This is a genomic window from Streptomyces sp. NBC_01298 (assembly GCF_035978755.1).
Lineage (GTDB): Bacteria > Actinomycetota > Actinomycetes > Streptomycetales > Streptomycetaceae > Streptomyces.
On sequence record NZ_CP108414.1, the window covers coordinates 7,243,866 to 7,268,428 of the forward strand.

At 72.9% G+C, this 24,563-nt stretch carries 24 protein-coding genes, 5 tRNA genes and 1 pseudogene; 19 read left to right on the plus strand and 11 right to left on the minus strand.

From position 1 onward, the window contains the following. On the plus strand, window positions 1–507 hold the full coding sequence (locus tag OG730_RS32925; RefSeq protein WP_327307642.1) for a GNAT family N-acetyltransferase: 507 nt from the start codon (window positions 1–3) through the stop codon (window positions 505–507). Between the two features lie 21 nt (window positions 508–528). Here OG730_RS32925 and OG730_RS32930 read toward each other — a convergent pair whose 3' ends face one another. Both OG730_RS32930 and OG730_RS32935 read right to left on the minus strand, forming a co-directional pair. Next, complete coding sequence (locus OG730_RS32930; RefSeq protein ID WP_327307643.1) at window positions 529–960, minus strand: hypothetical protein; 432 nt, start codon at window positions 958–960, stop codon at window positions 529–531. Then, window positions 953–1,321 carry a hypothetical protein gene (locus OG730_RS32935; RefSeq protein WP_327307644.1) on the minus strand — a complete coding sequence of 123 codons (369 nt, stop codon included), beginning with the start codon at window positions 1,319–1,321 and terminating at the stop codon, window positions 953–955. Before OG730_RS32935 ends, OG730_RS32930 begins: the two co-directional genes overlap by 8 nt. A 68-nt stretch (window positions 1,322–1,389) precedes the next feature. On the opposite strand from OG730_RS32935, the gene OG730_RS32940 reads away from it, so the two are divergent. The 9 genes and pseudogenes from OG730_RS32940 to OG730_RS32980 all read left to right on the plus strand — a co-directional run bounded on the left by OG730_RS32940 (window position 1,390) and on the right by OG730_RS32980 (window position 13,521). Then, the gene (locus OG730_RS32940; protein WP_327307645.1) at window positions 1,390–2,064 is read left to right on the plus strand and encodes an HAD-IA family hydrolase; all 675 of its coding nucleotides are present in this window, start codon (window positions 1,390–1,392) and stop codon (window positions 2,062–2,064) included. A 374-nt stretch (window positions 2,065–2,438) separates the two neighbouring features. Then, complete coding sequence (locus tag OG730_RS32945; protein WP_327307646.1) at window positions 2,439–3,512, plus strand: methionine ABC transporter ATP-binding protein; 1,074 nt, start codon at window positions 2,439–2,441, stop codon at window positions 3,510–3,512. After that, complete coding sequence (locus OG730_RS32950) at window positions 3,509–4,177, plus strand: methionine ABC transporter permease (RefSeq protein ID WP_266910281.1); 669 nt, start codon at window positions 3,509–3,511, stop codon at window positions 4,175–4,177. Before OG730_RS32945 ends, OG730_RS32950 begins: the two co-directional genes overlap by 4 nt. Window positions 4,178–4,279: 102 nt before the next feature. After that, window positions 4,280–5,143, plus strand: coding sequence for a MetQ/NlpA family ABC transporter substrate-binding protein (locus OG730_RS32955; protein WP_327307647.1), 864 nt, complete (start codon window positions 4,280–4,282; stop codon window positions 5,141–5,143). A gap of 209 nt (window positions 5,144–5,352) precedes the next feature. Then, window positions 5,353–5,964 (plus strand): annotated as a pseudogene (locus tag OG730_RS32960) (GNAT family N-acetyltransferase); the annotation flags it as partial. 292 nt (window positions 5,965–6,256) lie between these two features. After that, window positions 6,257–7,474 (plus strand): precorrin-6y C5,15-methyltransferase (decarboxylating) subunit CbiE, encoded by a 1,218-nt coding sequence (gene cbiE / locus OG730_RS32965; RefSeq protein WP_327307648.1) that lies wholly within the window; start codon window positions 6,257–6,259, stop codon window positions 7,472–7,474. A gap of 228 nt (window positions 7,475–7,702) precedes the next feature. Then, on the plus strand, window positions 7,703–11,002 hold the full coding sequence (cobT, locus tag OG730_RS32970) for a nicotinate-nucleotide--dimethylbenzimidazole phosphoribosyltransferase (RefSeq protein ID WP_327307649.1): 3,300 nt from the start codon (window positions 7,703–7,705) through the stop codon (window positions 11,000–11,002). Between the two features lie 418 nt (window positions 11,003–11,420). Further along, on the plus strand, window positions 11,421–12,641 hold the full coding sequence (gene cobA, locus OG730_RS32975) for a uroporphyrinogen-III C-methyltransferase (protein WP_327307650.1): 1,221 nt from the start codon (window positions 11,421–11,423) through the stop codon (window positions 12,639–12,641). A gap of 67 nt (window positions 12,642–12,708) precedes the next feature. Next, a complete protein-coding gene (locus tag OG730_RS32980) occupies window positions 12,709–13,521 on the plus strand; it encodes a TrmH family RNA methyltransferase (protein ID WP_327307651.1) in 813 nt (270 codons plus the stop codon). Window positions 13,522–13,768: 247 nt separating this feature from the next. Here the strand turns inward: OG730_RS32980 and OG730_RS32985 are convergent, their stop codons facing one another. Then, window positions 13,769–15,025, minus strand: coding sequence for a serine/threonine-protein kinase (locus OG730_RS32985; RefSeq protein WP_442815091.1), 1,257 nt, complete (start codon window positions 15,023–15,025; stop codon window positions 13,769–13,771). A 547-nt stretch (window positions 15,026–15,572) separates the two neighbouring features. On the opposite strand from OG730_RS32985, the gene OG730_RS32990 reads away from it, so the two are divergent. The 3 genes from OG730_RS32990 (at window position 15,573) to OG730_RS33000 (ending at window position 17,713) form a co-directional block, all read left to right on the plus strand. Continuing rightward, window positions 15,573–15,758 carry a hypothetical protein gene (locus OG730_RS32990; protein WP_327307653.1) on the plus strand — a complete coding sequence of 62 codons (186 nt, stop codon included), beginning with the start codon at window positions 15,573–15,575 and terminating at the stop codon, window positions 15,756–15,758. A gap of 378 nt (window positions 15,759–16,136) precedes the next feature. Further along, window positions 16,137–17,327: a phosphotransferase gene (locus OG730_RS32995; RefSeq protein ID WP_327307654.1), complete on the plus strand. Its 1,191-nt coding sequence runs from the start codon at window positions 16,137–16,139 to the stop codon at window positions 17,325–17,327. Window positions 17,328–17,392: 65 nt separating this feature from the next. Next, window positions 17,393–17,713 carry a TFIIB-type zinc ribbon-containing protein gene (locus tag OG730_RS33000; RefSeq protein WP_250744689.1) on the plus strand — a complete coding sequence of 107 codons (321 nt, stop codon included), beginning with the start codon at window positions 17,393–17,395 and terminating at the stop codon, window positions 17,711–17,713. A 53-nt stretch (window positions 17,714–17,766) separates the two neighbouring features. Here OG730_RS33000 and OG730_RS33005 read toward each other — a convergent pair. From OG730_RS33005 to OG730_RS33025, 5 genes are all read right to left on the minus strand, one after another. Next, window positions 17,767–17,841 (minus strand) — tRNA-Val (locus OG730_RS33005). A gap of 54 nt (window positions 17,842–17,895) precedes the next feature. Next, window positions 17,896–17,967: transfer RNA gene (locus OG730_RS33010), tRNA-Val, on the minus strand. A gap of 19 nt (window positions 17,968–17,986) precedes the next feature. Further along, a tRNA-Val gene (locus tag OG730_RS33015) sits at window positions 17,987–18,058 on the minus strand. Window position 18,059: 1 nt separating this feature from the next. Next, window positions 18,060–18,133, minus strand: a tRNA-Cys gene (locus OG730_RS33020). A gap of 47 nt (window positions 18,134–18,180) precedes the next feature. Further along, window positions 18,181–18,253 (minus strand) — tRNA-Gly (locus OG730_RS33025). Between the two features lie 180 nt (window positions 18,254–18,433). On the opposite strand from OG730_RS33025, the gene OG730_RS33030 reads away from it, so the two are divergent. The 3 genes from OG730_RS33030 to OG730_RS33040 are packed head-to-tail and all read left to right on the plus strand — an operon-like array spanning window position 18,434 to window position 21,260. Next, window positions 18,434–19,555 (plus strand): chorismate-binding protein, encoded by a 1,122-nt coding sequence (locus OG730_RS33030; protein ID WP_327307655.1) that lies wholly within the window; start codon window positions 18,434–18,436, stop codon window positions 19,553–19,555. Then, window positions 19,552–20,379: an aminotransferase class IV gene (locus tag OG730_RS33035; RefSeq protein WP_327307656.1), complete on the plus strand. Its 828-nt coding sequence runs from the start codon at window positions 19,552–19,554 to the stop codon at window positions 20,377–20,379. The genes OG730_RS33030 and OG730_RS33035 overlap by 4 nt, the downstream gene beginning before the upstream one ends. Window positions 20,380–20,435: 56 nt before the next feature. Continuing rightward, the gene (locus OG730_RS33040; RefSeq protein ID WP_327307657.1) at window positions 20,436–21,260 is read left to right on the plus strand and encodes a GNAT family N-acetyltransferase; all 825 of its coding nucleotides are present in this window, start codon (window positions 20,436–20,438) and stop codon (window positions 21,258–21,260) included. A 9-nt stretch (window positions 21,261–21,269) separates the two neighbouring features. Here OG730_RS33040 and OG730_RS33045 read toward each other — a convergent pair whose 3' ends face one another. Beyond that, window positions 21,270–21,770: a DsbA family protein gene (locus tag OG730_RS33045; RefSeq protein WP_327307658.1), complete on the minus strand. Its 501-nt coding sequence runs from the start codon at window positions 21,768–21,770 to the stop codon at window positions 21,270–21,272. A 200-nt stretch (window positions 21,771–21,970) separates the two neighbouring features. Here OG730_RS33045 and OG730_RS33050 point away from each other — a divergent pair, with 200 nt between their 5' ends. Together OG730_RS33050 and OG730_RS33055 are read left to right on the plus strand one after the other, a co-directional pair. Next, window positions 21,971–22,423 carry a hypothetical protein gene (locus OG730_RS33050; protein ID WP_327307659.1) on the plus strand — a complete coding sequence of 151 codons (453 nt, stop codon included), beginning with the start codon at window positions 21,971–21,973 and terminating at the stop codon, window positions 22,421–22,423. Between the two features lie 78 nt (window positions 22,424–22,501). Beyond that, entirely contained in the window at window positions 22,502–22,675 is a 174-nt protein-coding gene (locus OG730_RS33055) for a hypothetical protein (protein WP_266876559.1), read from the plus strand. On the opposite strand, the gene OG730_RS33060 is transcribed toward OG730_RS33055, so the two are convergent. Both OG730_RS33060 and OG730_RS33065 read right to left on the minus strand, forming a co-directional pair. Beyond that, a complete protein-coding gene (locus tag OG730_RS33060; protein WP_327307660.1) occupies window positions 22,616–23,242 on the minus strand; it encodes a CGNR zinc finger domain-containing protein in 627 nt (208 codons plus the stop codon). The two genes, OG730_RS33055 and OG730_RS33060, sit on opposite strands and share 60 nt — an antisense overlap. Before the next feature lie 226 nt (window positions 23,243–23,468). After that, window positions 23,469–23,882 (minus strand): SsgA family sporulation/cell division regulator, encoded by a 414-nt coding sequence (locus OG730_RS33065; RefSeq protein ID WP_030011909.1) that lies wholly within the window; start codon window positions 23,880–23,882, stop codon window positions 23,469–23,471. Window positions 23,883–24,059: 177 nt separating this feature from the next. Here OG730_RS33065 and OG730_RS33070 point away from each other — a divergent pair, with 177 nt between their 5' ends. After that, window positions 24,060–24,542: a TIGR02611 family protein gene (locus OG730_RS33070; RefSeq protein WP_327307661.1), complete on the plus strand. Its 483-nt coding sequence runs from the start codon at window positions 24,060–24,062 to the stop codon at window positions 24,540–24,542. Window positions 24,543–24,563 lie beyond the last annotated feature (21 nt).

Here is a 24,563-nt window from a genome sequence, read left to right on the forward strand (position 1 = left end):
ATGGGCATGAGCGTGACCATTTCGGCGGCAGCTGCCGAGGATGCCGAGCAGATCATCAAACTGCAGTATCTGGCGTTCCAGAGCGAGGCCGAGCTGTACGGCAACTACCGAATCCAGCCGCTCACCCAGTCCCTGGACTCCCTCAAGGCCGAGCTGGCCACGGACACCGTGCTGGTGGCCCGGCTGGGCGAGGAGATCGTCGGAGCCGTGCGCGGCACCGTCGACGAGGAGGGCACCGGCAAGATCGCCAAGCTCTGCGTGCACCCCCGGCTCCAGGGCCACGGCCTCGGCGCCCGGCTGCTGGGCGCGGTCGAGGCGGCCCTGTCCGGCAGCGACGCGACCGCCCGGTTCCGGCTGCTCACCGGCCACAAGAGCGAGTCGAACCTGCGGCTCTACCGCAAGGCCGGCTACACCCAGGTCGGCGGGCGCACCGCGTCCGACGGCGTACGCCTGGTGATCCTGGAGAAGGAGGCCAAGGAGGCCACCGACTTCGCGGTCAGCGCCTAGCAGCCGGGCGGCAGCCGGGTTCTAGCGCTTCGCGCGAAGCCAGAGCATCCCGGTGATCGGCAGGATCACCGGGATGAACAGGTAGCCCATCCCGAAGTCCGACCACACGGTCGCGTCGGGGAAGGCCTCGGGCCGCGCCAGGGTCCAGGTGCCCACGACGAGGACGCCGGCCAGCTCGGCGGCGCAGCAGATCCGCGCCGCCTTGCGGGCCGTCTCCCCGCCGCGCACCAGCGAGTACGTGATGAAGGCGTAGACGAACGCGGCCACGGCGGACAGCGAGTACGCGAGCGGAGCCCGGTCGAACTCCGTGGAGATCTGGTAGATCGAGCGCGAGACCGCGCCGACGGTGATCACTCCGTAGAACCAGACCAGCAGCACGCCGGGCCCGGTCACCAGTCGCTTGCGTCCGGTCGGCGGAGTGGCGGCGGTGGCGTCCGTGTCGGTATCAGGCACCGGTGTTTCCCCAGATGTCGTAGAGCCGTACTTCGAGCACGGCGAGGACGACCGCTCCCGCCGCCACTGTCACCGAACCCCATTTGGTCCGTTCGCCCAGCGAGAGCAGGCCCGCGGCCGGGATGGTCGCGAAGGCGCCCACCAGGTAGGCCAGGAAGAGCACCGTGCCCTGGCCGGGCTTCTCGCCGCGTGCGAGCTGGACCAGGCCGATCACCAGCTGGGCCAGGACCAGTACGGTCACCACGGCCATGCCGATGAGGTGCCAGTCCTTGGTCGGCTGGTTCCGCGCGGCGGCGAAACCGCACCAGGCGGCGAGAGCGAGTGCGGCCACGCCGATGGCGACCGTAAGGGCGTCAAGCATGCAGCGAGGGTATTACGGGCCGAAAGACCCGATGCGCTCACCCCTGCCCCGGGGCTTTCCTGGAAGGTATGAACCTGCTGCACGGGAAGCTCGGCCCGCAATTCGACGCGCTGCTGTTCGACAACGACGGCATGCTCGTCTCCTCGATGGAGTCGGTGCACCGCTGCTGGACCCGCTGGGCCCGGGAGTACGGGATCACCGAGGAGGCCTTCGCCGCGGTGGAGCTCCACGGCCGCCCGGCCGCGGAGATCATCGCCGACCTGCTGCCCGAGGACGTACGGGCCGGGGCGCTGGCCCGCATCGAGGTGCTGGAGACCGAGGACGTGGCGGGCGGCGTGGTCCTGCTTCCCGGCACCAAGGAGCTGCTCTCCGCCCTTCCCGCCGGCCGGTGGGCCGTGGTCACCTCCGCCACCCGGCCGCTGGCCGAGGCCCGGCTGCGGGAGGTGGGCATCGACTTCTCGGAGATGGTGGCCGCCGACGACATCACCCGCGGCAAGCCCGACCCGGAGCCCTTCCTGCTGGCCGCCGCCCGCCTCGGCGTGGACCCGGCCCGCTGCGCGGTCTTCGAGGACGCCCCCGCGGGCCTGGCCGCGGGCCGCGCCGCCGGGATGACCACCGTGGCCTTGACCACAACCCACCCGGCCGCCGGGCTCGACGCGGACGTGGTCGTACGGGACCTCTCGGCCGTGTCCGTGCTGGTCGGAGCCGATGGCGTGACGATTGAGACGGACGATCGGCCCTGACCGGTGTTGTCCGGTATGCGGCCGAAATTCGTCCGCTATTCGGACACCTTTGATCGGTCACGGGGAACGTCTGGTTTACTGGGCCCATGACCACGACGAGCAGCCGCACCCTTGCGACCGAGGCGACGATGACGCCCGGTGCTCGTTGTATGTGTCGAATGCGCGCCTTCTGAGGGCCCCTGCCCCAGGTCTCACGCCCCGAAGCGAGACCGGCCGAGCAGCTCCCGGCACCCCCGTGTGAACCCGGAACGCTCCTGCCCCGCGCATGCGCCGAAGCCGTCGATTTCCGATGCTTCGCCCCGTATCGCGTCCCCAGATGTATGCCCCGTGCCCGGCACCCGCTGCGCCGCGCACTCGACAGCGACGGAAATCCTGTGATCACCACATCGGGCCTCACGAAGGTCTACCAGTCCCGTGGCCGCGAGGTCACCGCCCTGGACGGCGTCGACCTGCACGTCCGCCAGGGCGAGGTCTACGGAGTCATCGGCCAGAGCGGCGCCGGAAAGTCCTCCCTGATCCGCTGCGTGAACCTGCTGGAGCGCCCCACCACCGGCACGGTGTCCGTGGACGGCGTCGACCTCACGGCCCTCGCCGGCCGCGGCCGGCGCGCCGGCAAGGAGCTCCGCGAGGCCCGCAGCCGCATCGGCATGGTCTTCCAGCACTTCAACCTGCTGTCCTCGCGCACCGTCCAGGGCAACATCGAGCTGCCCCTGGAGATCCTCGGGGTCTCCGGCCGCGAGCGCTCCCGCAAGGCCGCCGAACTGCTCGACCTCGTCGGCCTCGCCGACAAGGCCAAGTCCTACCCCGGTCAGCTCTCCGGCGGCCAGAAGCAGCGCGTCGGCATCGCGCGCGCCCTGGCCGGCGACCCCAAGGTGCTGCTCTCCGACGAGGCCACCAGCGCCCTGGACCCGGAGACCACCCGCCAGATCCTCCAGCTGCTGCGCGACCTCAACCGCCAGCTGGGCCTGACCGTCCTGCTCATCACGCACGAGATGGACGTGGTCAAGTCGGTCTGCGACTCGGCCGCCCTCATGCGCCAGGGCAGGATCGTCGAGGCCGGCAAGGTCACCGAACTGCTGGCCACCCCCGGCTCCGAGCTCGCCCACGAACTGTTCCCGCTGACCGGCTCCGCGACCACCGCGGAGCACACGGTCATCGACGTCACCTTCCACGGCGAGACCGCGACCCAGCCGGTCATCTCCCAGCTGGCCCGCACCTACAACATCGACATATCGATCCTCGGCGCCGCGATGGACACCGTCGCCGGCCGTCAGATCGGCCGCATGCGCATCGAGCTGCCCGGCCGCTACGAGGACAACGTCGTACCCGTGGGCTTCCTGCGCGAGCAGGGCCTCCAGGTGGACGTCGTAGAGGCGGACGTGGACGGGGACGTAGGCGGGGACGTCGACGGCGAACTGGCCGAGCTGGTCAAGGATGGTGCGAAGTGACCTGGTCCGAAATGCAGCCGCTGCTCACGCAGGGCACCTTCGACACCCTCTACATGGTGTTGTGGTCCGCCCTCGTGACCATCCTGGGCGGACTGCCCATCGGCATCCTGCTCGTCCTGACCGACAAGGGCGGCCTGCTCCAGAACCGCGCGGTCAACAAGATCCTCGGCGTGATCGTGAACATGGGCCGCTCGCTGCCCTTCATCATCCTGCTGATCTTCCTGATCCCGGTCACCACGGCGATCGTCGGCACCTTCATCGGCCCCACCGCGATGATCGTCCCGCTCGCCATCGGCGCCATCCCCTTCTTCGCCCGGCTCGTCGAGACCGCGGTCCGCGAGGTGGACCACGGCCTGGTCGAAGCCGTCGAGTCCATGGGCGGCGGCATCCCGACCCTGGTCGGCAAGGTGCTCCTCCCGCAGGCGCTGCCCTCGCTGATCGCCGCCGTCACCACCACCGTGATCACCCTGATCGGCTACTCGGCCATGGCCGGCGCGGTCGGCGGCGAGGGCCTCGGCTCCAAGGCCATCACGTACGGCTTCCAGCGCTTCGAGACCGGCTTCATGATCGCGACCGTCGTGGTGCTGATCGTGCTCGTCACGGTGATCCAGCTCATCGGCGACGGCGTGGTACGCCTCCTCGCGCGGCGCGGTCGGACAGCCTGATCCGGGCCTGAGCCGGACATAGACCAACTTTTCCCAAGAAAGCCCGCACTTGTCGTGCTTGGGCCGTCATCCATAAAGCAAGACGCAAGAAAGGCACTCTTCGTGCGCAAGAACATCAAGCTCACCGCCCTCGCCGCCACCGTCTCGGCGCTCGCCCTCGGACTCACCGCCTGCGGCAGCTCCTCGGACCCGTCCTCCACCAAGGCCGACGGCGGCAAGACCGACGAGAGCAAGCCCCTGGTCGTAGCGGCGTCCCCGTCCCCGCACGCCGACATCCTGAAGTTCGTCCAGGACAACCTGGCGGCCAAGGAGGGCCTCAAGCTGGAGGTGAAGGAGTTCACGGACTACGTCCTGCCGAACACCGCCACCCAGCAGGGTCAGGTCGACGCCAACTACTTCCAGCACGTGCCGTACCTCGACGACTTCAACAAGAAGAACGGCACCGACATCGTGCCCGTCGTGAACGTGCACCTGGAGCCCCTGGGCCTGTACTCCAAGAAGGACAAGGCCCTCACCGACATCAAGGCCGGCCAGACCATCGCCGTCCCCAACGACCCCACCAACGAGGGCCGCGCGCTCCAGCTGCTCGCCGCGAACAACCTCATCACCCTCAAGGAGGGTGTCGGCACGGCCGCCAAGCTGTCCGACATCACCGACAAGAAGGGCCTCGAGTTCAAGGAGCTGGAGGCCGCCACGGTCCCGCGCGCCCTGAACGACGTGGACGCCGCCGTCATCAACGGCAACTACGCCATCGAGGCCAAGCTCGTCCCGGCCAAGGACGCGCTCGTCCTGGAGAAGGCCGAGGGCAACCCGTACGCCAACATCCTGGCGGTCAAGAAGGGCAACGAGAACGACCCGCGGATCCAGAAGCTCGCCAAGCTCCTGAACTCCCCCGAGGTCAAGAAGTTCATCGACGACAAGTACGAGGGCTCGGTCATCCCGGCCTTCGGCAAGCCCGTCGCCTGATCCGTGCCCCCGCACCCGGCCGGTCCGATCCGGCCGGGCCCGGCAACCGGCCCCGTACGCCCCACCGGTGTACGGGGCCGGGCGCTGCCCGCTTCCGGGCAGCCCGGCCCTGCACATCACCAGGCCGATGCTGCATGCTGTGGCCTACGACCCGCACCAAGGTCGCCTCGCATCACGGTCGCACCACGGTCTCAGGCTTGGAGCTGCGCATGACTACCACCTTCCCGGACGTCACCATCAGCACGGACCGGCTGGTGCTGCGCCCCTTCGAGGAAGAGGACGTCACCGCGCTCGCCGAGATGATGAACGACGAACACGTCACCGCCTGGACCTCCGTCCCGCACCCCTACACCTACGCCGACGCGGTCACCTGGGCCACGAAGACCGCCCACACCGAGCGCACCGAGGGCCGCGGCATCGTCTTCGCCGTCACGGAGTTCCTCACCCAGCGGCTCGTCGGCATCGTGCACCTGCAGGACACCGACTGGCGGACCCGCACCACCGAGGTCGGCTACGTCACCGCCCCCTGGGCCCGCGGCGAGGGCTACGCCAGCGAGTCCGTCCGCGCCGTGGCCCGCTGGCTCTTCACCGACCAGCGCTTCGAACGCCTCGAACTGCGCACCGCCGCCGACAACACGGCCTCCCAGCAAGTGGCCCAGAAGACCGGTTGCATCAGTGAAGGCGTCCTGCGCAACGCCTGCATAGTGCGCACCCAGAATTCCGACGGCTCCTGGGCCGACACCCGCAGCGACCTCATCGTCTGGGGCCTGGTCCCCGAAGACCTCGACGAGGACGACGACGGCTACTCCGGCTACTCCGACGAGTACTCCGGTGACTACGCGGACGGCTACGCGGACGGCTACTCCGTGGGCTACGCGGACCCCCGCGACGAAGCACGCGACGGCGCGCGCGCCGACGCACGCGAGGGCGCGCGCGAGGGGCACCGGATCCACCCCGTCCACGTGAACGACGCGAGCGGCTACGCCCTCTTCTCGGACCGGAACTGACCGGACGACCGGGTAGTCTCACCAAGCCCGACCCCCTCGACGAAGCTTCGCCCCGCCCCGGCCACCGCCGGGCGGGGCCCGCTCCCACACCAGGAGACTGACGACGATGGCCGACCGGGTCACGGTGATCGGCTGGGACGGCTCCCCCCTGACCGCGGCAGCCCGGTCCGCGCTCTCCGCCGCCACCCTGGTGGCCGGCGCCGGCCACCACCTCGCACTCCCCGAAATCCCGCCCACCGCCGAACGCGTGCGCCTGGGCAGCCTGTCCCTCGCCGCCCGCCGGATCGCCGGCCACCGCGGCACCGCCGTCGTCCTCGCCGACGGGGACCCCGGCTTCTTCGGCGTCGTACGGGCCCTGCGCGCCCCGGAACACGGCCTGGAGGTGGAGGTCGTACCGGCCGTCTCCGCCGTCGCCGCCGCCTTCGCCCGCGCCGGGATGCCCTGGGACGACGCCCAGGTCGTCGTCGCCCACAGCCGTACCCTGCGCCGCGCCGTCAACGTCTGCCGGGCCCACTCCAAGGTCGCCGTCATCACCTCGCCCGGCGCCGGCCCCGCCGAACTCGCCCTGCTGCTCGAAGGCGTCCACCGCACCTTCGTCATCTGCGAGGAACTCGGCACCGACAAGGAACAGGTCACGGTCCTCACCTCCGACAAGGCCGCCGACCACAGCTGGCGCGACCCCAACGTGGTCATCGTCATCGGCGGTACGGGACCGGCCGGGGCCGCCGCCGAACCGGCCTGGCTGCTGGGCCGCAGCGCGACCCCGACCGCCGGACGGGGCTGGGCCCGCCCCCAGATCGACGTGGGAGAAGGGGAGTCCACGCAGCTGCGCGCCGCCCAGCTCGCCCGGCTCGGCCCGCGCACCGGGGACCTCGTCTGGGACATCGGCTCCGGCTCCGGAGCCCTCGCCGTGGACGCCGCCGCCCTCGGCGCCGCCGTCATCGCCGTCGACGCCGACCGGCTCGCTTGCGAACGCACAACCGCCGCCGCCCGCGCCCGCGGTGTGCAGCTCCAGGTCGTCAACGGCCGCGCCCCGCACGTACTCGAAACCCTGCCCGAACCCGACGTCGTCCGCGTCGGCGGCGGCGGAGCACAGGTGGTCGCCGCCGTCGCCGACCGGCGCCCCGAACGGATCGTCAGCCACGCCTCCACGCGCGACGAGGCCGAGGCCATCGGCCGGGTCCTGACCGAGGGCGGGTACACCGTCGAGTGCGCGCTGCTCCAGTCCGTGGCGCTGGACACCCGTACCTGGGCCGAAGAACGACGCTCCGTGGTGTTCCTGCTGGCCGCCGAACGCCCCGTTAACCGCCCGGACCGACCCTAGCCACGAGCCCGGGGTAGGCTGGCCGATCGTCACACCGCCCGGACGTTTCGGGCACGCGGTTCCGGCCGGACGCGCGACGTGGCGCAGTCCACAGAGGACCGTGCCGGTTATGGCCGCCACGGTGGCGAACGGGCAGGACAATACTTACTGGTTGTCGTGCGGTCGTACGTGAGGCCTCGTGGACGACCGGGCAGTCGAAGAGGCAACACCGATGGGCGAGGGGTACGCATGACTGACACCGGCCAGGTTCCGGGCGAGGGTTTCCCGGACAGCACGGGCATGGTGGATCAGCAGGGCGTCCCCGCCCCGGTTCCGCCCTCCTCCCCGGCGACCGGGAGCTACGCCTTCCAGGACCTCGTGGACCACCCGGCCGAGCCGGAGGACGAGGAACTGCTGCTGATGCCGAGCAGCCAGGGCGCGTGGAGCGACCCCCAGGTCGTCCCGCCGGTGCCCGCCTTCCCCGAGTTCCCCGAGCCGTCCGCGTACGCGGACGCCCCGTACCCGGAGGCCCCGTACGCGGACGGCCCCTACGCCGATTTCGCGGGTGCCCCGGAGTACCAGCAGCCCCAGCAGCCCCACCCGGCCCAGCTCCCGGTTCCCGAGGCATCCCTCGGCTACGAGAGCGCCGGCTACCCGCAGCAGTCCTTCGAGGGGCAGTCGTTCGCGGAGCAGCCGGCCTTCGCCGACGCCTCCTACGCGGACGCCTCCTACGGCGCCGGCGCGCACGAGGCCGGGGGCCGGGACACCGGTGCGCTGGACCTCGGCGGCCTGGCCGCCCCGCAGCAGCCGCTGTCCGCCTCCCAGCCCCAGTCCCCGGTGGCTTCCGTGGCCGCGGCCCCGATGCGGCGGCCGCTGCACATGGGCCCGCCCGTGCCCGAGGCCACCGGCGGAGTCGTACGGTCCCTCGCGGACCGGGGTCCGGCAGCGACGCCGGCGCCCGCGCAGGCCCCGGTTCCGCCGGCGCCCGGCGCGGTCCCGGTCGACGCCGCGCCCGCCCCGCTCCCTTCCCCCGCCGCCTCCGAGCCCGTGGCCCCGGCCCCGGCCCCGGCCCCGGCCCCGGCCCTGAGCACCCCGGCGATGCCCGTCCCGGTGCGGCAGTCCGGCCCGCCGACCACGGGTCCCGAGTACCTGGACTTCACGCAGGCCGCCGGCGAGGCCGTGGCCGTGGCCGAGCACGTGCCGGCGCAGCAGCAGCCGGTCGAGATCCCGGTGCAGGCCGGGACCCCGTGGACCGTGGAGCCGGCCGCCGAGGCCGCGCACGCCCCGGAGGAACCCGTCGCCGAGGCCCCGGCCGAGCCGGTGGCCGCCCCCGAGCCCGCGGGCGAGCCCGTCGCCGAGCCGGTGCTCGTGGAGCCCGTCGTCTTCGCCGAGCCCGCGCCGGTCCTCGCGCCGGAGCCCGTGGCCGTGGCCGTCGCCGAGGCGGTGCTCGTGGAGCCCGCGCCGGAGGCCGTCGCCGAGCCCGCCGAGCCCGAGGTACCCGTCGTGGCGGCACCCGAGCCCGTCCTGGTTGCCGAGGCGGCCGTGGCTCCCGAGGCCGAGGCCGTCGTCGAGCCCGTGGCCGTCTTCGCCGTCGAGCCCGCGCCCGAGCCGCAGCCCGCAGAAACGGTGGCTCAGGCCGAGCAGCCGGAGCCCCTGTCCGAGCCCGCCGTCGCCGCCGTCGTCGTACCCGACTCCGAGCCGGTCGCCGTGGCGCAGCCCGACGCACCGCTGGAGGCCGGGCAGGCCCCCGAGGCCGCAACCGAGCAGCGGCCCGGGCCGGAAGCCGGGCCGGAAGCCGAGCCCGAGGCCCCCGTCACCGAGGCGGCCCCCGGATACGCCGACGCCGAGCGCGAGGCCGTCCTGCGCGTCATGCGCGAGCGCCGCGACATCCGCAAGGGCTTCCGCCGCGACCCCATCCCGCACGAGGTGCTGCTGCGCGTCCTGGAGGCGGCCCACACCGCGCCCAGCGTCGGCCACTCGCAGCCCTGGGACTTCGTCGTCATCAAGTCCGCGGAGACCCGCCGGACGATGCACGAGCTCGCCGAGCGACAGCGCGAGGCCTACGCGAAGTCGCTGCCCAAGGGCCGCGCCAAGCAGTTCAAGGAACTCAAGATCGAGGCCATCCTCGACACCCCGGTGAACATCGTGGTCACCGCCGACCCGACCCGTGGCGGCCGCCACACCCTGGGCCGGCACACCCAGCCGCAGATGGCCCCGTACTCCTCGGCCCTCGCCGTGGAGAACCTCTGGCTCGCGGCGCGCGCCGAGGGCCTCGGGGTCGGCTGGGTCAGCTTCTTCGACGAGCGCGAGATGGTCCGCGAGCTGGGCCTCCCGGAGCACCTGGAGGTCGTCGCCTACCTGTGCGTCGGGTACGTGGACGAGTTCCCCGACGAGCCCGAGCTCGCCCAGGCCGGCTGGTCGCAGCGGCGGCCCCTCTCCTGGGTCGTGCACGAGGAGACGTACGGGCGCCGCGCGCTGCCCGGCGAGGAGCCGCACGACCTGCTCTCCGAGACGGTCGCCAGCATCCGCCCGCTCGACGCGAAGGCGCTCGGCGAGGCGTGGGAGCGGCAGAAGCGCATGACCAAGCCCGCAGGGGCCCTCGGCATGCTCGAAATCATCTCGGCCCAGCTGTCCGGCCTCTCGCGGGTCTGCCCGCCGCCGATCCCGGAGCCCGCCGCGGTCGCGATCTTCGCGGGTGACCACGGCGTGCACGCCCAGGGGGTCACCCCGTGGCCGCAGGAGGTCACCATGCAGATGGTGGCCAACTTCCTGGGCGGCGGCGCGGTGTGCAACGCGTTCGCCAACCAGGTGGGCGCCGAGGTCTGCGTGATCGACGTCGGCGTCGCCGGCGACCTCCCGGCCACGCCGGGCCTGCTGCCGCGCAAGGTCCGCCCGGGCACGGCCGACCTGTCGGTCGGCCCCGCGATGACCCGCGAGGAGGCCGTCGCGGCCATCGAGGTGGGCATCGAGACGGCCCGCGACCTGGTCGCGGCGGGCAACAAGGCCCTCCTGACGGGCGAGATGGGCATCGCCAACACCACGGTGTCGGCTGCCCTGATCTCCGTCTTCACCGGGGTGGACCCGGGCGAGGTCACCGGGCGGGGCACGGGCATCAACGACGAGACGCACGCCCGCAAGGTCGAGGTCGTGCGGCGCGCCCTGGAACTCCACCAGCCGGACCCGGCGGACCCGATCGGCGTCCTGGCGGCGATCGGCGGCCTGGAGCACGCGGCGATCGTGGGCCTCCTCCTCGGTGGAGCCTCCCTGCGGACCCCGGTGATCCTGGACGGCGTCAGCGCCGGCGCGGCCGCGCTGGTGGCCCGGGCGATCGCCCCGGAGTCGCTGTCGGCGTGCATCGCCGGACACCGCAGCGCGGAGCCGGGCCACGTGGCCGCCCTGAACAAGCTCGGCCTGCGCCCGCTGGTCGACCTGGACCTGCGCCTCGGCGAGGGTACGGGGGCGCTGCTGGCGCTGCCGCTGGTGCAGAGCGCCGCGCGGGCGATGCACGAGGTGGCCACGTTCGACTCGGCCGGTGTCACGGAGAAGTAGCCGGGCTGCGGGGCCGGCGCCGGGGACGACACCCCACCCCGTCCCCGACACCTAATCCAGCCCCTCCGGCCACATTCAGCCCCTCCGGCGTTTGAGGAGCGGGGGCCCGGGGGCGGAGCCCCCGGTTTCGGGAAGGGGCGGGGTGGGGAAAGCCCCGCAGGGCCCGGCCGTACCGCGTCGGCCTCGCAGCCACTCCCGGCGGGAGCCCGCGTCCGGCCGGGTGATCATGGGGCGGCAGCCCCGTGGCCTGGGGCGGAGCCGGTGCTCCGCAGGGCCGGGGGATCGGCCCCCGGGGCGACCACCGCGCAGGTGGGTCGTATCGTGGACCCCGGACGGGCCACCGCACGTCACCGCCCGATCAGCCGCTCCAGCGACGCAGCGGCCCGCCGTCACCGCCGCATCAGGAGCCGCAACCGCCATGGGACACCCGGCACACCCCGCCTACCCCGTCGGACTCCGCCTCACGGGCCGCCGCGTCGTCGTGATCGGCGGTGGCCAGGTCGCCCAGCGCCGGCTGCCCGCGCTCATCGCGGCCGGCGCCGACATCGTCCTGATCTCCCCCTCCGCGACCCCCTCCGTGGACGCCATGGCGGAGACCGGCGAGATCCGCTGGGAGCGCCGCCGCTACGCGGACGGTGACCTGGCCGGCGCCTGGTACGCCCTGGTCGCCACCCGGGACCGTGCCGCCAACGACACCGCCTCCGCCGAGGCCGAGCGCGAGCGCGTCTGGTGCGTTCGCGCCGACGACGCCGAGGCCGCGAGCGCCTGGACCCCGGCCACCGGCCGGGTGGAGGGCGTCACCGTCGCCGTACTGAGCGGCAACGACCCCCGCCGCTCCGCCGCCGTCCGCGACGCGGTCGTCGAGGGGCTGCGGGACGGCTCCCTGACCGCCGCCCGCCCGCACACCCCCGGCGTGTCCCTCGTCGGCGGCGGTCCCGGGGACCCGGACCTGATCACGGTCCGCGGCCGCCGCCTCCTGGCCGAGGCCGACGTGGTCATCGCCGACCGGCTCGGCCCCCGCGACCTCCTCGACGAGCTCCCGCCGCACGTCGAGGTCATCGACGCGGCGAAGATCCCGTACGGCCGTTTCATGGCCCAGGAGGCCATCAACGAAGCGCTCATCACGCACGCCAAGGCCGGCAAGGCCGTGGTGCGGCTCAAGGGCGGGGACCCGTACGTCTTCGGCCGCGGCATGGAGGAGCTCCAGGCCCTCGCCGAGGCGGGCATCCCCTGCACCGTCGTGCCCGGCATCTCCAGCTCCATCTCGGTGCCCGGCGCGGCCGGCATTCCGGTCACCCACCGGGGCGTGGCCCACGAGTTCACCGTGGTGAGCGGGCACGTCGGTCCCGACGACCCGCGCTCGCTGGTGGACTGGGCCTCGCTGGCCAAGCTCACCGGCACCCTGGTCATCCTGATGGGCGTCGACAAGATCGGGCTGATCGCCGAGGCGCTGGTCCGCCACGGCCGTCCCGCCGACACCGCCGTCGCCGTCATCCAGGAGGGCACCACCGCCTCCCAGCGCCGCGTGGACGCCACCCTGGCGACCGTCGGCGAGACCGTGAAGGCCCAGGAGGTCCGGCCGCCCGCCGTCATCGTGATCGGCGACGTGGTGAAGGTCCACCGGCCCGAGGCCGACTGACAGCCCCGCAATCCCGCAACCCGGCAGAGCCGTTGGCACCGCACCCAGGACAAGGCAGTATCACCCTGTGGCTGATCTCATCACCGTCGAGGACCCCGACGACCCGCGCCTGCGCGACTACACGGGCCTGACCGACGTAGAACTCCGGCGCCGGCGCGAGCCCGCGGAAGGTCTCTTCATCGCCGAAGGCGAGAAGGTGATCAGACGCGCCAAGGACGCCGGGTACGAGATGCGCTCGATGCTGCTCTCCGCCAAGTGGGTCGACGTCATGCGCGACGTCATCGACGAGCTCCCGGCCCCGGTCTACGCCGTCAGCCCGGAGCTCGCCGAGCGCGTCACCGGCTACCACGTGCACCGCGGCGCCCTCGCCTCCATGCAGCGCAAGCCGCTGCCGACGGCCGAGGACCTGCTCGCCACGACCCGGCGCGTGGTCATCATGGAAGCGGTGAACGACCACACCAACATCGGCGCCATCTTCCGCAGCGCGGCCGCCCTCGGCATGGACGCGGTCCTGCTCTCGCCCGACTGCGCGGACCCGCTGTACCGGCGCTCCGTCAAGGTCTCCATGGGCGCGGTGTTCTCCGTCCCGTACGCCCGGCTGGAGGCCTGGCCCAAGGGCCTGGACTCGGTCCGCGAGGCGGGCTTCAAGCTGCTCGCCCTCACCCCGCACCAGAAGGCCTCGCCGATCGACGTGGCGGCTCCTCAGGACCTGGAGCGGGTCGCGCTCATGCTCGGCGCGGAGGGGGACGGGCTGTCGACGCAGGCACTGGTCGCGGCCGACGAGTGGGTACGGATTCCGATGGCGCACGGGGTGGACTCGCTGAACGTGGGCGCGGCCGCGGCCGTCGCCTTCTACGCGGTGGCCGGCGGCCGCTCGTAGGGCTCCTCGAACACCTGGGCCCCGCCGCCCGGCATCTGCCGGATGGCGGGGCCCAGGTGCTGCCGGACGCCCCTAGGGCCTGTCGTCAAACTCCCGTCGTCGCGCGTCGCGCGGCCGCGCGGCGTCCGGTGCGTGCTCTCGGCGTGTCGGGCGGAAGGCCGCGTACTGGACGTACCCGGCCTTCCGCCCGGTGCGGCGAGAGCGCGTGCCGGGCGTCGCGCGGCAGGCGGGAGTTCGACGACAGGCCCTAGAGCTTCTGGGCCAGTGCGATGCCCAGCGCCACGAGCAGGGTCACCACGACGAAGACGATCAGGCGCTGGCGCATCAGCTTGGGGTCGGGCCGTACCGGCCGCCGCCCCGTGCCCGTCGTACGGGGAGCCGGGCGGCCGCCCGTACGTCCGGCGGTGGAGCCGGGTCCCCGTGAGCCGGTGCCCCGGGGGGACGAGGGCCGCGAGTCCGGGCCGCCGCGCTGTCCCTGTCCCTTGGGCTGCGCCCGGCCCTGGCCCGCTCCGGTTCCGCTGCCCGGACGTCCCGGGACGGGAGTGCCGGCGGTACGGCGCTCCGTGCGCTGCTCGGCGTACCCCTCGTGGTCCTCGACGTAGCCCTCGGGCAGCCGGCCGGTCGGCCGTTCGGCCGCGCGCGCCCGCTGCGCCGGCGGGCGGCTGTCGCCCATCCCGTGGGCCTCGCGGGCCGCGATCTCCTTGAGCCGCATCGACAGCTGGAGCGTGGTCGGCCGCTCGTCGGGATCCTTCGCCAGGCAGGCCCGTACGAGGGGTGCGAGCGCGTCCGGAACACCCTGGAGATGGGGCTCCTCGTGCACCACGCGGTAGAGCATGACCTCGGAACTGCCGTGTCCGAAGGGGGAGTCGGCGGTGGCCGCGTAGGCGAGGGTGGCGCCGAGGGAGAAGACGTCGGTGGCGGGGGTGACGGCGGCGCCGCGCACCTGCTCGGGCGCCAGGAAGCCGGGGGAGCCGACGGCCGTGCCCACATGGGTCAGGGTGCTGGCGCCGGTGGCCCAGGCGATCCCGAAGTCGATGATGCGCGGGCCCTTGGGCGACAGCAGGATGTTCGAGGGCTTGAGGTCGCGGTGGACCACCCCGGCCTCGTGCACGGCGACCAGGCCCTCGGAGAGCGCGGCGCCGATCGCGGCGATGGCCGAGGCCGTCAGGGGACCTTCCTCGGCGACCTTGTCGTGCAGGGAGGGGCCGGGTACGTACTGCGTGGCGAACCAGGGACGCTCGGCCTCCAGGTCCGCGGCGACCAGGCGCGCGGTGCACCCGCCGCGGATCCGCCGGGCGGCGGAGACCTCGCGGGCGAAGCGCGAGCGGAACTCCTGGTCCTCGGCCAGGTCCGGCCGGATCACCTTGAGCGCGACGCGCTGTCCGCGCCGGTCGGAGCCCAGATAGACGACGCCCATGCCACCGGCGCCGAGGCGCCGGTGCAGTCTGAACGAGCCGACGACACGCGGGTCCTCGCGCCGGAGCCGCATCATCGCCATGTCCACCCCGCTGACCGGTCGTCCTGTTGACGTGGCACAGCTTACGGACCATCCGGCATGCGCGCTCAGAGGCCGCGCCCTCGCCGGGGGATTCGATTGTCAGTACGGGGCGGTCCACTTGGGGATTCACCGAACCACCGGTAGGACGCATGTGCGGAGCGGGGTGGCCCCGTCAAGCCGGGCCGTTACCAAGGGAATTGGGGTTCGGGGCGGGACGGCGGGGGAGGGATGGCCGGGAGGGCGGCCGACTCCGCCCGGTTGATCTTGGGACCGCCTGGTCGGCGGCCGAACGTGTGCGGTGAGTGACGGAAGTGAGCGAAGTCACCACGCTCTGGTCATCCCCTCCGGGAAGACCCTCAGAGCGCGCGGGGGATCTCCACCCAGGGGAGTACGCGATAGGGGGACCCCTCATCCTCCTGGAGGCCAGGCAATGGGTACGAAGGCATGAGGCCAGGAGCCCTCGCCGCGCCTAGTGTTGAAGCAAGCGGCGGGTGGAGAACACTCGTCCCCCGAGGTCACAAACCCGCCGCTGCCAAACGACAGGGAGAGGACCATGGCGGACATCGCACGGCAGGGACGCAAGGCATTCGCGTTCAACGGCCATGAGTCCGGTCGTCGCCACCCACTGGTGGCCGCGGCCATGGTGCTCCCCCTGGCCGCCCTCCTGCTCTTCGTCTTCGGAGGCTTCGACCAGGTGGTGGCACAGGCGTCGTCCGTGAGCGTGATGCTGGGGCGCTGAGCGGCGCCCCGGGCCCAGGAGAGCGGCCTGGGCCGGGACTGTCACCGGCCGAACCCCGTGGGGACGGGGGAGCGGTCGACGGACGGCAGGTGAAGGGTGCTGCGCGCACGGCTGGGGAGCCGGACGCGCAGCACCCTTCTTCATGCCCTCCCCTTCTTCACGCGGTCCTCGCACCGCTCAGCGCTGGCGCGCTTCCCGGGCGTCGGGCCGCTGCGCCGGACTCCGTCCGGCTGGTGTCCGGTGGCGTCCGTCTCCGTGGCGTCCGTCCGGCGGTACCGCCCCTGCCGCGCGCGTCCGCCCTGCGTACGCTCGTCCCGAGGAGCACCCGCCCGGGGTGCGGAGCGCGGGGAGAGCCGAGGCGTGGTTCCGCTGGAGCGAGTGAGCGCGGCCGAACTCGCCGCGTACGCCGGTGCGGCGCGGTACGTGCTCCTCGCGGACCGCGACGACGGCACCGTGGTCCGCTGCGGGGACGTGGTGGCCAAGGCCCACGCGGGCGACAGCGATCCCGACGCCCTGGCCGTACGGATCCGCGTGGCCGGCGACCCGGCGCTGGCCGGGGTGCTGCTGCCCCCGCTGCGCACCGGCCTGGGCCTGGTCGGCTCCCGGCCCGTCTCCCTGTGGCCCTACGGTGCTCCGGTCGCTCCGGACCGCCCCGAGGAGGCTCCCTGGGAGCAGGCCGCCGAACTCCTGGCCGCCCTCCACCGGACGCCGCTCCACCACCTCCCGTACCCGGTCCCGCCGATGCGCGGCCCGGCCAAGCTCGCCCGGGCCCTGCGCCGCCTCGACGCGGCGCACCCGCCCGAGGCCCCGGTCCTGATGGGGCACGCCGTGCCGGGACGGCCCGCGCCCTCGGGCCCGGAAGCCGGCGACCCGAGCGGCGGGCGGCGGGTGGGCCCGGCCGGGGAACGCGCCCCCGGCCACGGCCGGGACGCCGACCGTGGCTCCGGGGACGGGCCGACCCGGACCGGGGCGGCCGCCGCGCTCCCCGCCGGGCCGTCCTCCGGCCGGGCCGACCGAGCCCGTCGCGCCGTTCTGTCCATCCCCAACGGGCAGGCGGTACCGGCCGGGCAGGACGCCGACGCCGCGGAGCTGGCGCGGCTCGTACGGGCCGCCGCGGCCACGCTCCCCGGGTGGGCCCGGGGGGAGGGGCCGCCGCCGTCCGGCGGGGCGCTGTGCCACGGCGACCTGCACCTCGGGCAGCTGGTCCGGAGCCCCGCCGGGGGCTGGCGGCTGATCGACGTGGACGACCTGGGCCTGGGCACGCCCGCCTGGGACCTCGCCCGCCCCGCCGCCTGGTACGCGGCCGGGCTGCTGGACACCGGGACCTGGCTGCGCTTCCTCGACGCCTACCGGGCCGCCGGCGGCCCCGCGGCCGGTGCGCCCGGAAGCGACCCCTGGCCGGAACTCGATCTCGCGGCCCGCGCGCTCACCGTGCAGACGGCCGCCCTGGCGCTCGCCAAGGCCGCCCACGAAAGGCGCCGACTCGACGACGTGGAGCGGCTGATGGTGGAGGCCTGTGCCCGAATTGCGTCCCTCCCGCCCGACTTGGAGCCGACGGCTCCGTCGTAGGGTGAGCCTCACGCCACCGGGTACGCATCCGGTGGCGACGCGAACGGCGAGGAGTTGATCCGGTCATGCAGTGTCCGAAGTGTCACGCGATGATGCACACGTACAACCGCAACGGTGTCCAGATAGAGCAGTGCAGCGGTTGCCGCGGCATCTTCCTGGACTACGGCGAGCTGGAGGCGCTGACCCGCCTGGAGTCCCAGTACACCTCCCAGTACGGCCAGGTCCCGCCCCCCGCCGCCCCTCCGGCCCCGGCCCCCGCCGCGTACCCGCAGCAGCACGCCGCCCCCGCGCCCGCCTGGGGCGCCCCGCAGCACGGCGGCTACGGCCACGGCCACGGGCACGGCCACCGCAAGGGCGGCTTCGGCCGGATGCTCTTCTCCTCCTGAGCCCGAACACGCGAAAGCCCCGGCCGTGGGAACGGCCGGGGCTTCCGGACTGCTGGTGCGCGATACTGGGATTGAACCAGTGACCTCTTCCGTGTCAGGGAAGCGCTCTCCCGCTGAGCTAATCGCGCGAGACCACGTTCACGGTGCGAACACCGCAGGTGGTAGGTGTGAAGCATACTGCGTGCGCGATACTGGGATTGAACCAGTGACCTCTTCCGTGTCAGGGAAGCGCTCTCCCGCTGAGCTAATCGCGCGGGGATCCTTGCGGACCAGTGGACGATACTGGGATTGAACCAGTGACCTCTTCCGTGTCAGGGAAGCGCTCTCCCGCTGAGCTAATCGTCCTTGGAGGTGGAGACGGGATTTGAACCCGTGTAGACGGCTTTGCAGGCCGTTGCCTCGCCTCTCGGCCACTCCACCATGGAGCAAGAGCAGGGGGTCCTCGGGAAGATGATCCCCCACTTCAGAGCGGACGACGAGACTCGAACTCGCGACATCCACCTTGGCAAGGTGGTGCTCTACCAACTGAGCTACGTCCGCAGGTCACCGTGTTCGCTCCGGGGTCTTGCCCCTTCGCTCCCTGGCGACGAGTTGAACTCTAGCGGATTCCCGGGCCAGCTCAAAAACGCGTTTCCGCAGCGTGCTGCCGCCTGATCACCGCCGGTCACCCGGCGGACGCCTCACCGGCGCCGAGGCGTCACCGGTCATAGACTCGCAGCCGTGCACGACCTGCCTCCCCTCGCCCGCTTCGGCGGCCTTCTCGCGACCGATCTCCGAGATGTCACCAGTGATCCCGCCGCCCTGGAGTCCACCGGCTTCTGGGCGGTGACGGCCGATTTCGAAGGCCGCCTCGTCTGCGCGCGCTTCGGGGACATACGTCCCGATGCGGTGCCGGCGCCCGTCCCCGGGGCCTGGCGCGGCCCCGACGCCGACGAGTGGACCTCCTCCCTCGACCGCGCCGCGTACACCGCGGGCGTACGAAGCATCCGCGCGCACATCGAGGCGGGGGAGGTCTACCAGGCCAACCTCTGCCGCGTGATGTCCGCGCCGCTTCCCGATCCGGCGGGCGCCGATGTGGACGCCCTGACGGCGCTGCTCGCGCGCGGCAACCCGGCCCCCTATGCAGGAACGATTCGGCTGCCGGCCCACGGCGTCGAGATCGCCACCGCGTCCCCCGAGCTCTACCTGCGCCGCTCCGGCCGCCGCGTCGAGTCGGGCCCGATCAAGGGCACCGGCCGCACCGCCGCCGATCTGCTGCCCAAGGACCACGCCGAGAACGTGATGATCGTGGACCTCGTACGCAACGACCTCGGCCGGGTCTGCGCCACCGGCTCCGTGACCGTCCCCGAGCTGTGCGCGCTCGAAGAGCACCCGGGCCTCGTCCACCTGGTCTCCACCGTCGCCGGGGAACTGGCCGAGGGCGCCGGCTGGCCGGAGCTGCTCGCCGCGACCTTCCCGCCCGGCTCCGTCACCGGAGCCCCCAAATCCTCGGCCCTGCGGATCATCCGGGCCCTGGAGACGGCCCCGCGCGGCCCCTACTGCGGAGGCATCGGGTGGGTCGACGCCGACCGCGGCACGGCCGAGCTGGCCGTGGGCATCCGGACCTTCTGGATCGACCGCACGGCCCCCGGCGGACCCCGGCTACTGTTCGGCACCGGCGCCGGTATCACCTGGGGGTCCGACCCCGACCGCGAGTGGGCGGAGACCGAGCTGAAGGCCGCCCGGCTGCTGCGGGTAGCGTCGGGAGCCGTCGAAGCGAACGTGACCGGCGCGAAGGGTGCGACGGGCACGACGGGCACGACAGAAACACAGACGGACGAAAGCGGGAGGACCGTACGGTGAGGATCTGGCTCGACGGAGCACTGCGGGATGCCGACGAAGCGAAGGTGTCCGTGTTCGACCACGGCCTCACCGTCGGCGACGGGGTCTTCGAGACGCTCAAGGCGGAGCGCGGGACGGCCTTCGCGCTCACCCGGCACCTGGAGCGGCTGACCCGCTCCGCCCGGGGGCTCGGCCTGCCGGACCCGGACCTGGACGAGGTGCGCCGCGCCTGCGCCGCCGTACTGGAGGCCAACCCGCTGCCGCTCGGCCGGCTGCGGGTCACCTACACCGGGGGCGTCTCCCCGCTCGGCTCCGACCGGGGAGACGCCGGCCCGACGCTGATCGTCGCGCTGGCCGACACCACCCGCCGCCCCGACACCACCGCCGTGGTCACCGTGCCGTGGGTGCGCAACGAGCGTTCCGCCGTGGTGGGCCTGAAGACCACCTCGTACGCCGAGAACGTGGTCGCGCTCGCCGCCGCCCACCGGGCCGGCGCCTCCGAGGCCCTCCTCGCCAACACCGTCGGGCGGCTCTGCGAGGGCACCGGCTCCAACGTGTTCGTGGTCCTCGACGGACAGCTGCACACCCCGCCGGTGGCCTCCGGCTGCCTCGCGGGCATCACCCGGGCCCTCGTCGCCGAATGGTGCGGGGCCAAGGAGACCGACCTGCCCTTCGAAGCGCTGGAGCAGGCGGAGGAGGTCTTCCTGACCTCCTCCCTGCGCGACGTCCAGGCCGTCCTGCGGATCGACGGGCGCGAGCTGGGTTCGGCCCCCGGTCCCGTCACGGCCGAGGCCATGCGGATCTTCGACGCCCGCTCCGCCGAGGACGCCGACCCCCGTTCCTGACCGGGACCGGACAATTCCGCTGTGCTTCGGGCCGCGGGGCGGGTAGAACTCGACTGATGACCACCACCCTGCGGCCGAGCGGGCCGCTTCAGCAGAGCACCGGCGGGGCGCGCTCGCGCCCGTACGAGATCCGTGTCAACAGCAGGCGCGTCGGCGCCCTGCTGCTCGCGACGGACACCCCCTTCGGGCCGACGGTCGCCGAGATCCGCGAACTCGCCGTCGAGGAGCCCGACCGCCGGCGCGGCCGGGCCACGGTCGCCGCGCTCGCCGCCGAGGAAGTACTGCGGAGCTGGGGCTGCCGGCGGGTCCGCGTCTCGGTCCCGGCCGGCTCGGCCGGTGGCCTGCGGCTGGCCGCCGCCCTCGGGTACGCCGAGTACAGCCGCAACATGGCCAAGGACCTCCCGGCCGAGCCGCCCGCCCTGTCCGAGGGGGTGGCGGGCCGCCCGATGACGGAGGCGGAGTTCGAGTCCTGGCACACCGAGGCGCTGGAGAGCTACGCGCAGAGCTGGGTCAGCCGCGGCATGCCGGCCGAAGCCGCGCGGACGAAGTCGGCGAACGACCACGCCTCCATGCTGCCCCTGGGCCTGGCCACCCCGGGCGTCAGCTTCTCCGTGCTGGAGGCGGCCGGCGTCCCCGTGGGCACCGTGTGGGTCGCGCCGAGCGGCGGGAACTCGTACGTCTTCGACGTCGCGGTCGCCGAGGAGCACCGCGGCCGCGGCCACGGCCGGGACCTGATGCTCCTCGCGGAACGCACCGCCCTCGCGGCCGGCCACCGGGTGCTCGCGCTGCACGTCTTCACCGACAACGTCCCGGCCCTGCGCCTCTACGAGTCCCTCGGCTACCGGACGACCGACTTCAACTACGCCAAGGACCTGATCTAGGCGTCCGGCTCAGGCGTCCGCGGCGAGCAGCCGGTCGGCGATCTCCTCGATGCGCTCGCGCAGGCCGTCCTGGCTCTTGCCGCCGTCGAGGCGCTCTCCGTCGATCACGTACGTCGGGGTGCCGGTCACGCCGATCGCCTTGCCCTCGGCCTGGTCGGCGTCCACGATCAGGATGTGCCGGCCGTCGATGAGGGCGGTGTCGAACTCCTCGGCGTCCAGGCCCAGTTCACGCGCGACCTCGACGAGGACCGGTTCGCCGGCCTTGCCGAGTTCCGCGGTGCGGGCGAGGACGGCCTCCACGTAGGGCCAGGCCTGCCCCTGCTCGGCGGCTTCTTCGGCGGCCTGTGCCGCGGCGAAGGAGTGCTTGTGCTTCTCCAGCGGGAAGTGGCGCAGCCGGATGTCCAGCCGGTCGCCGTAGCGGGCCCGCAGGGCGCGCACGTCGTCCAGAGCGCTGTGGCAGTCCGGGCACTGAAGTTCGCACCAGACGTCGAGGATCACGGAATCGGTCATACGGACAGTCTCCCAGCCCCCGGGTACGCGCACGGACCGGGACCTCGGGAGGAGACGCGACCCGGAGATGTCCCGGAGATCCGCCCGCGGAGGGCTCCGGCCGTGGCCAGGGCGAGGGTCACCGGTGCAGGATGGATGGGGACAGAACGCCCGGCCCGCCGGCCGGGTCGAACCGACCGAACCGCCCCTGGAGGCCCCGCATGCTCGCCGAGACCATTTGCTCCGCGGTGTCCGCGGCGGGCCTGGGCATCGCCGCGCTGACCGCCTACCGCAAGCGATTCCTCGCGGCCACCCGGATCGCCGCGTACTCGCTGGTACCCGTCGGCCTGGTGATGACGGGCGTCGTGGCGTGGGCGACCGGGATCGTCTTCAAGCCGACCGTCTGGGCCGGCTTCGCCGTGCTGGGGCTGGCCTGGCTGCTCTTCGTGACCACCCGCGCGATAGAGCGCCGCGCGGCCGGCGCCGTCGGCGCGGGGGAGGGGAAGCAGAAGCGGCCGAAGGCAGCCAAGGGGCGCCCGGCCCAGGAGGCCGTCGCCCCGGCCGCCTCCGCGCCCTCGCTGGGTGACGGTGCCCGCCCGCGCCCGGCCCGGGCGGCCGCTCCCGCCGAGGACTTCTCCGACATCGAGGCGATCCTCAAGAAGCACGGCATATGACGGGATCCGGTGAACTCGCGGGTTCGTCTGGCGTGTTGAGCGGCGTGTGCGGGCCCGCTGGGCCATCATCGCCCCGACATGCTCGACACATCACCGGGTGAGCCCGCCGTTCCCGCGCCGGCCACCGTTCCCGTCGCCGAGGAGCCCAGAGGCTGCCTCTTCGCGCTCTCCCAGCCGCCCCTGATGATCTTCCTAGCCGTGATCGGCGGTCTGCTGCTCCTCGCCGCCGTGCACGACCTCTTCCTGCTCTGAGCCGGGCTCCGTCCCCAGTTCCGATTTGCGCCGGGCCCGGTACGCCGCCACGTGCAGCCGGTTCCCGCAGGTACGGCTGTCGCAGTAGCGCCGGGAGCGGTTGCGGGACAGGTCGACGAAGGCGCGCCGGCAGTCCGGGGCCTCGCAGCGCCGCAGCCGCTCCTGCTCGCCGGAGACCACGATGAAGGCCAGCGCCATGCCGCCGTCGGCCGCCAGGTGGTCGCCCACCGAGGCGCCCGGGGCGAAGTAGTGCACGTGCCAGTCGTAGCCGTCGTGGTTGGTCAGCTGCGGGGTGGTGCCGGCCGTCGCGACCAGCTCGTTGATCAGCACGGAGGCGATGCGGGAGTTCGGCGCCGCGAAGACCTGGGCGAATTTTCCGCGCACCGTGCGCACGCCGGCGAGGTCGCGGGCGCTGAGCTCGCCTACGTCGCTGATCGCGTACTCGTGGACGAAGGCGCGCAGCGCGTTCACGTCCGCCAGCGCGTCGGGCTGCTCCGTCTCGGCCGAGGTGTTCACCAGCGCGACGACGACGTCGAGCGCGCGACGGGTGTCGTGGGGGATCTGCACGGGGTCTCCCTGAAGGGCCGGGCCTGCGGTGACGGTCTGCTGCCGCCGCTGGCCGACTCTAGCGGGTCCCCCAAAGCGCACCGGCGCCGTCCACGCGGGTGGCTTCCGCGTGAACAGCGCCGGCACTTCCGTATGTGGTTGTCCGCCGTGCACCGTCGCCCCGAGTCGGACGGTGTCGTACGGCCCCCGGACTCAGCCGGGGGAGGGTTCCCTCTGTAGGCCTGGCTCAGGATTCGGCCAGGATGTGGGAGAGCTCCTTGTCGAGGTCGAAGTGCCGGTGTTCGGTTCCGGGTGGAACCGCGGCGTCCGTCCGCTTGAGGAACGACTCCAGTGCTCGGGCGGGTGCTTCGAGCAGCGCTTCTCCCTCCGGTGAGCTCAGGGCGATGCAGACGACCCCCTGACCGTGACTGCGGGACGGCCAGACACGGACGTCGCCGGTACCGGTGGGCCGGTGAAGACCCTCGGCGAGGAGGTCGCGGGCGAATACCCATTCGACCGTCTCCTCGGCGCCGGTGTGGAAGGTGGCGTGCACGGCGTAGGGATCGGCCGTGTCATACCGCAGGCCCGCGGGAACAGGCAGTGAGGACTCGCTCGACACAACGAGGCGCAGGTGCAGCTCGCAGCTGACCGTGGTGTTCATAAGCGCCAGGGCCTTTCGCTCAGTGTGCGCTCGGGGATTCGCACGTCGGCGAAATCGACATGCCACCTACGGTGCCGTTGTAAACCCCTCTGACCGTTTTGCGGACCTCTGGGTCCCTCGAACGGCGGATCCAAACGACCATTCACGTGTGCTGGGACCTCCGGTAGATTCGACCCCATGAACACGGGGAGTGACCGCGAGACCAACGAGTCCGCAGCCGAATCCGCAGCCGAATCCGCAGCAGTCGAGGCCGCGGCCGAGTCCGCAGCCGAACCCACCGCCGAGGAGGCGCCGCACGTCTCCAAGGCACCGGCCTTCATCAAGGCCCGCCGGGGTCTGCACCTGAGCTGGCAGGTCGGCGTCTTCATCGTCGGCCTCGCCGTCATCGGCGCCGGCGTCGCCATGCTCGTCCTGCCCGGCCCGGGCTGGGTGGCGATCTTCGCGGGCCTCGCGATCTGGGCCACCGAATTCGCCTGGGCCCACTTCGCGCTGCGCTGGACCAAGCGCAAGGTCAGCGAGGCCACGCAGAAGGCGCTGGACCCGAAGGTCCGCCGCCGCAACATCATCCTGACCAGCGTCGGGCTCGCGGTCGCGGGCATCGCGATCGGCGTCTACCTGTGGACGCACGGGCTCTCGCTGCCCTGGAACGCCAAGGAGTAGCGACCCCGCCCGCCCATGGCG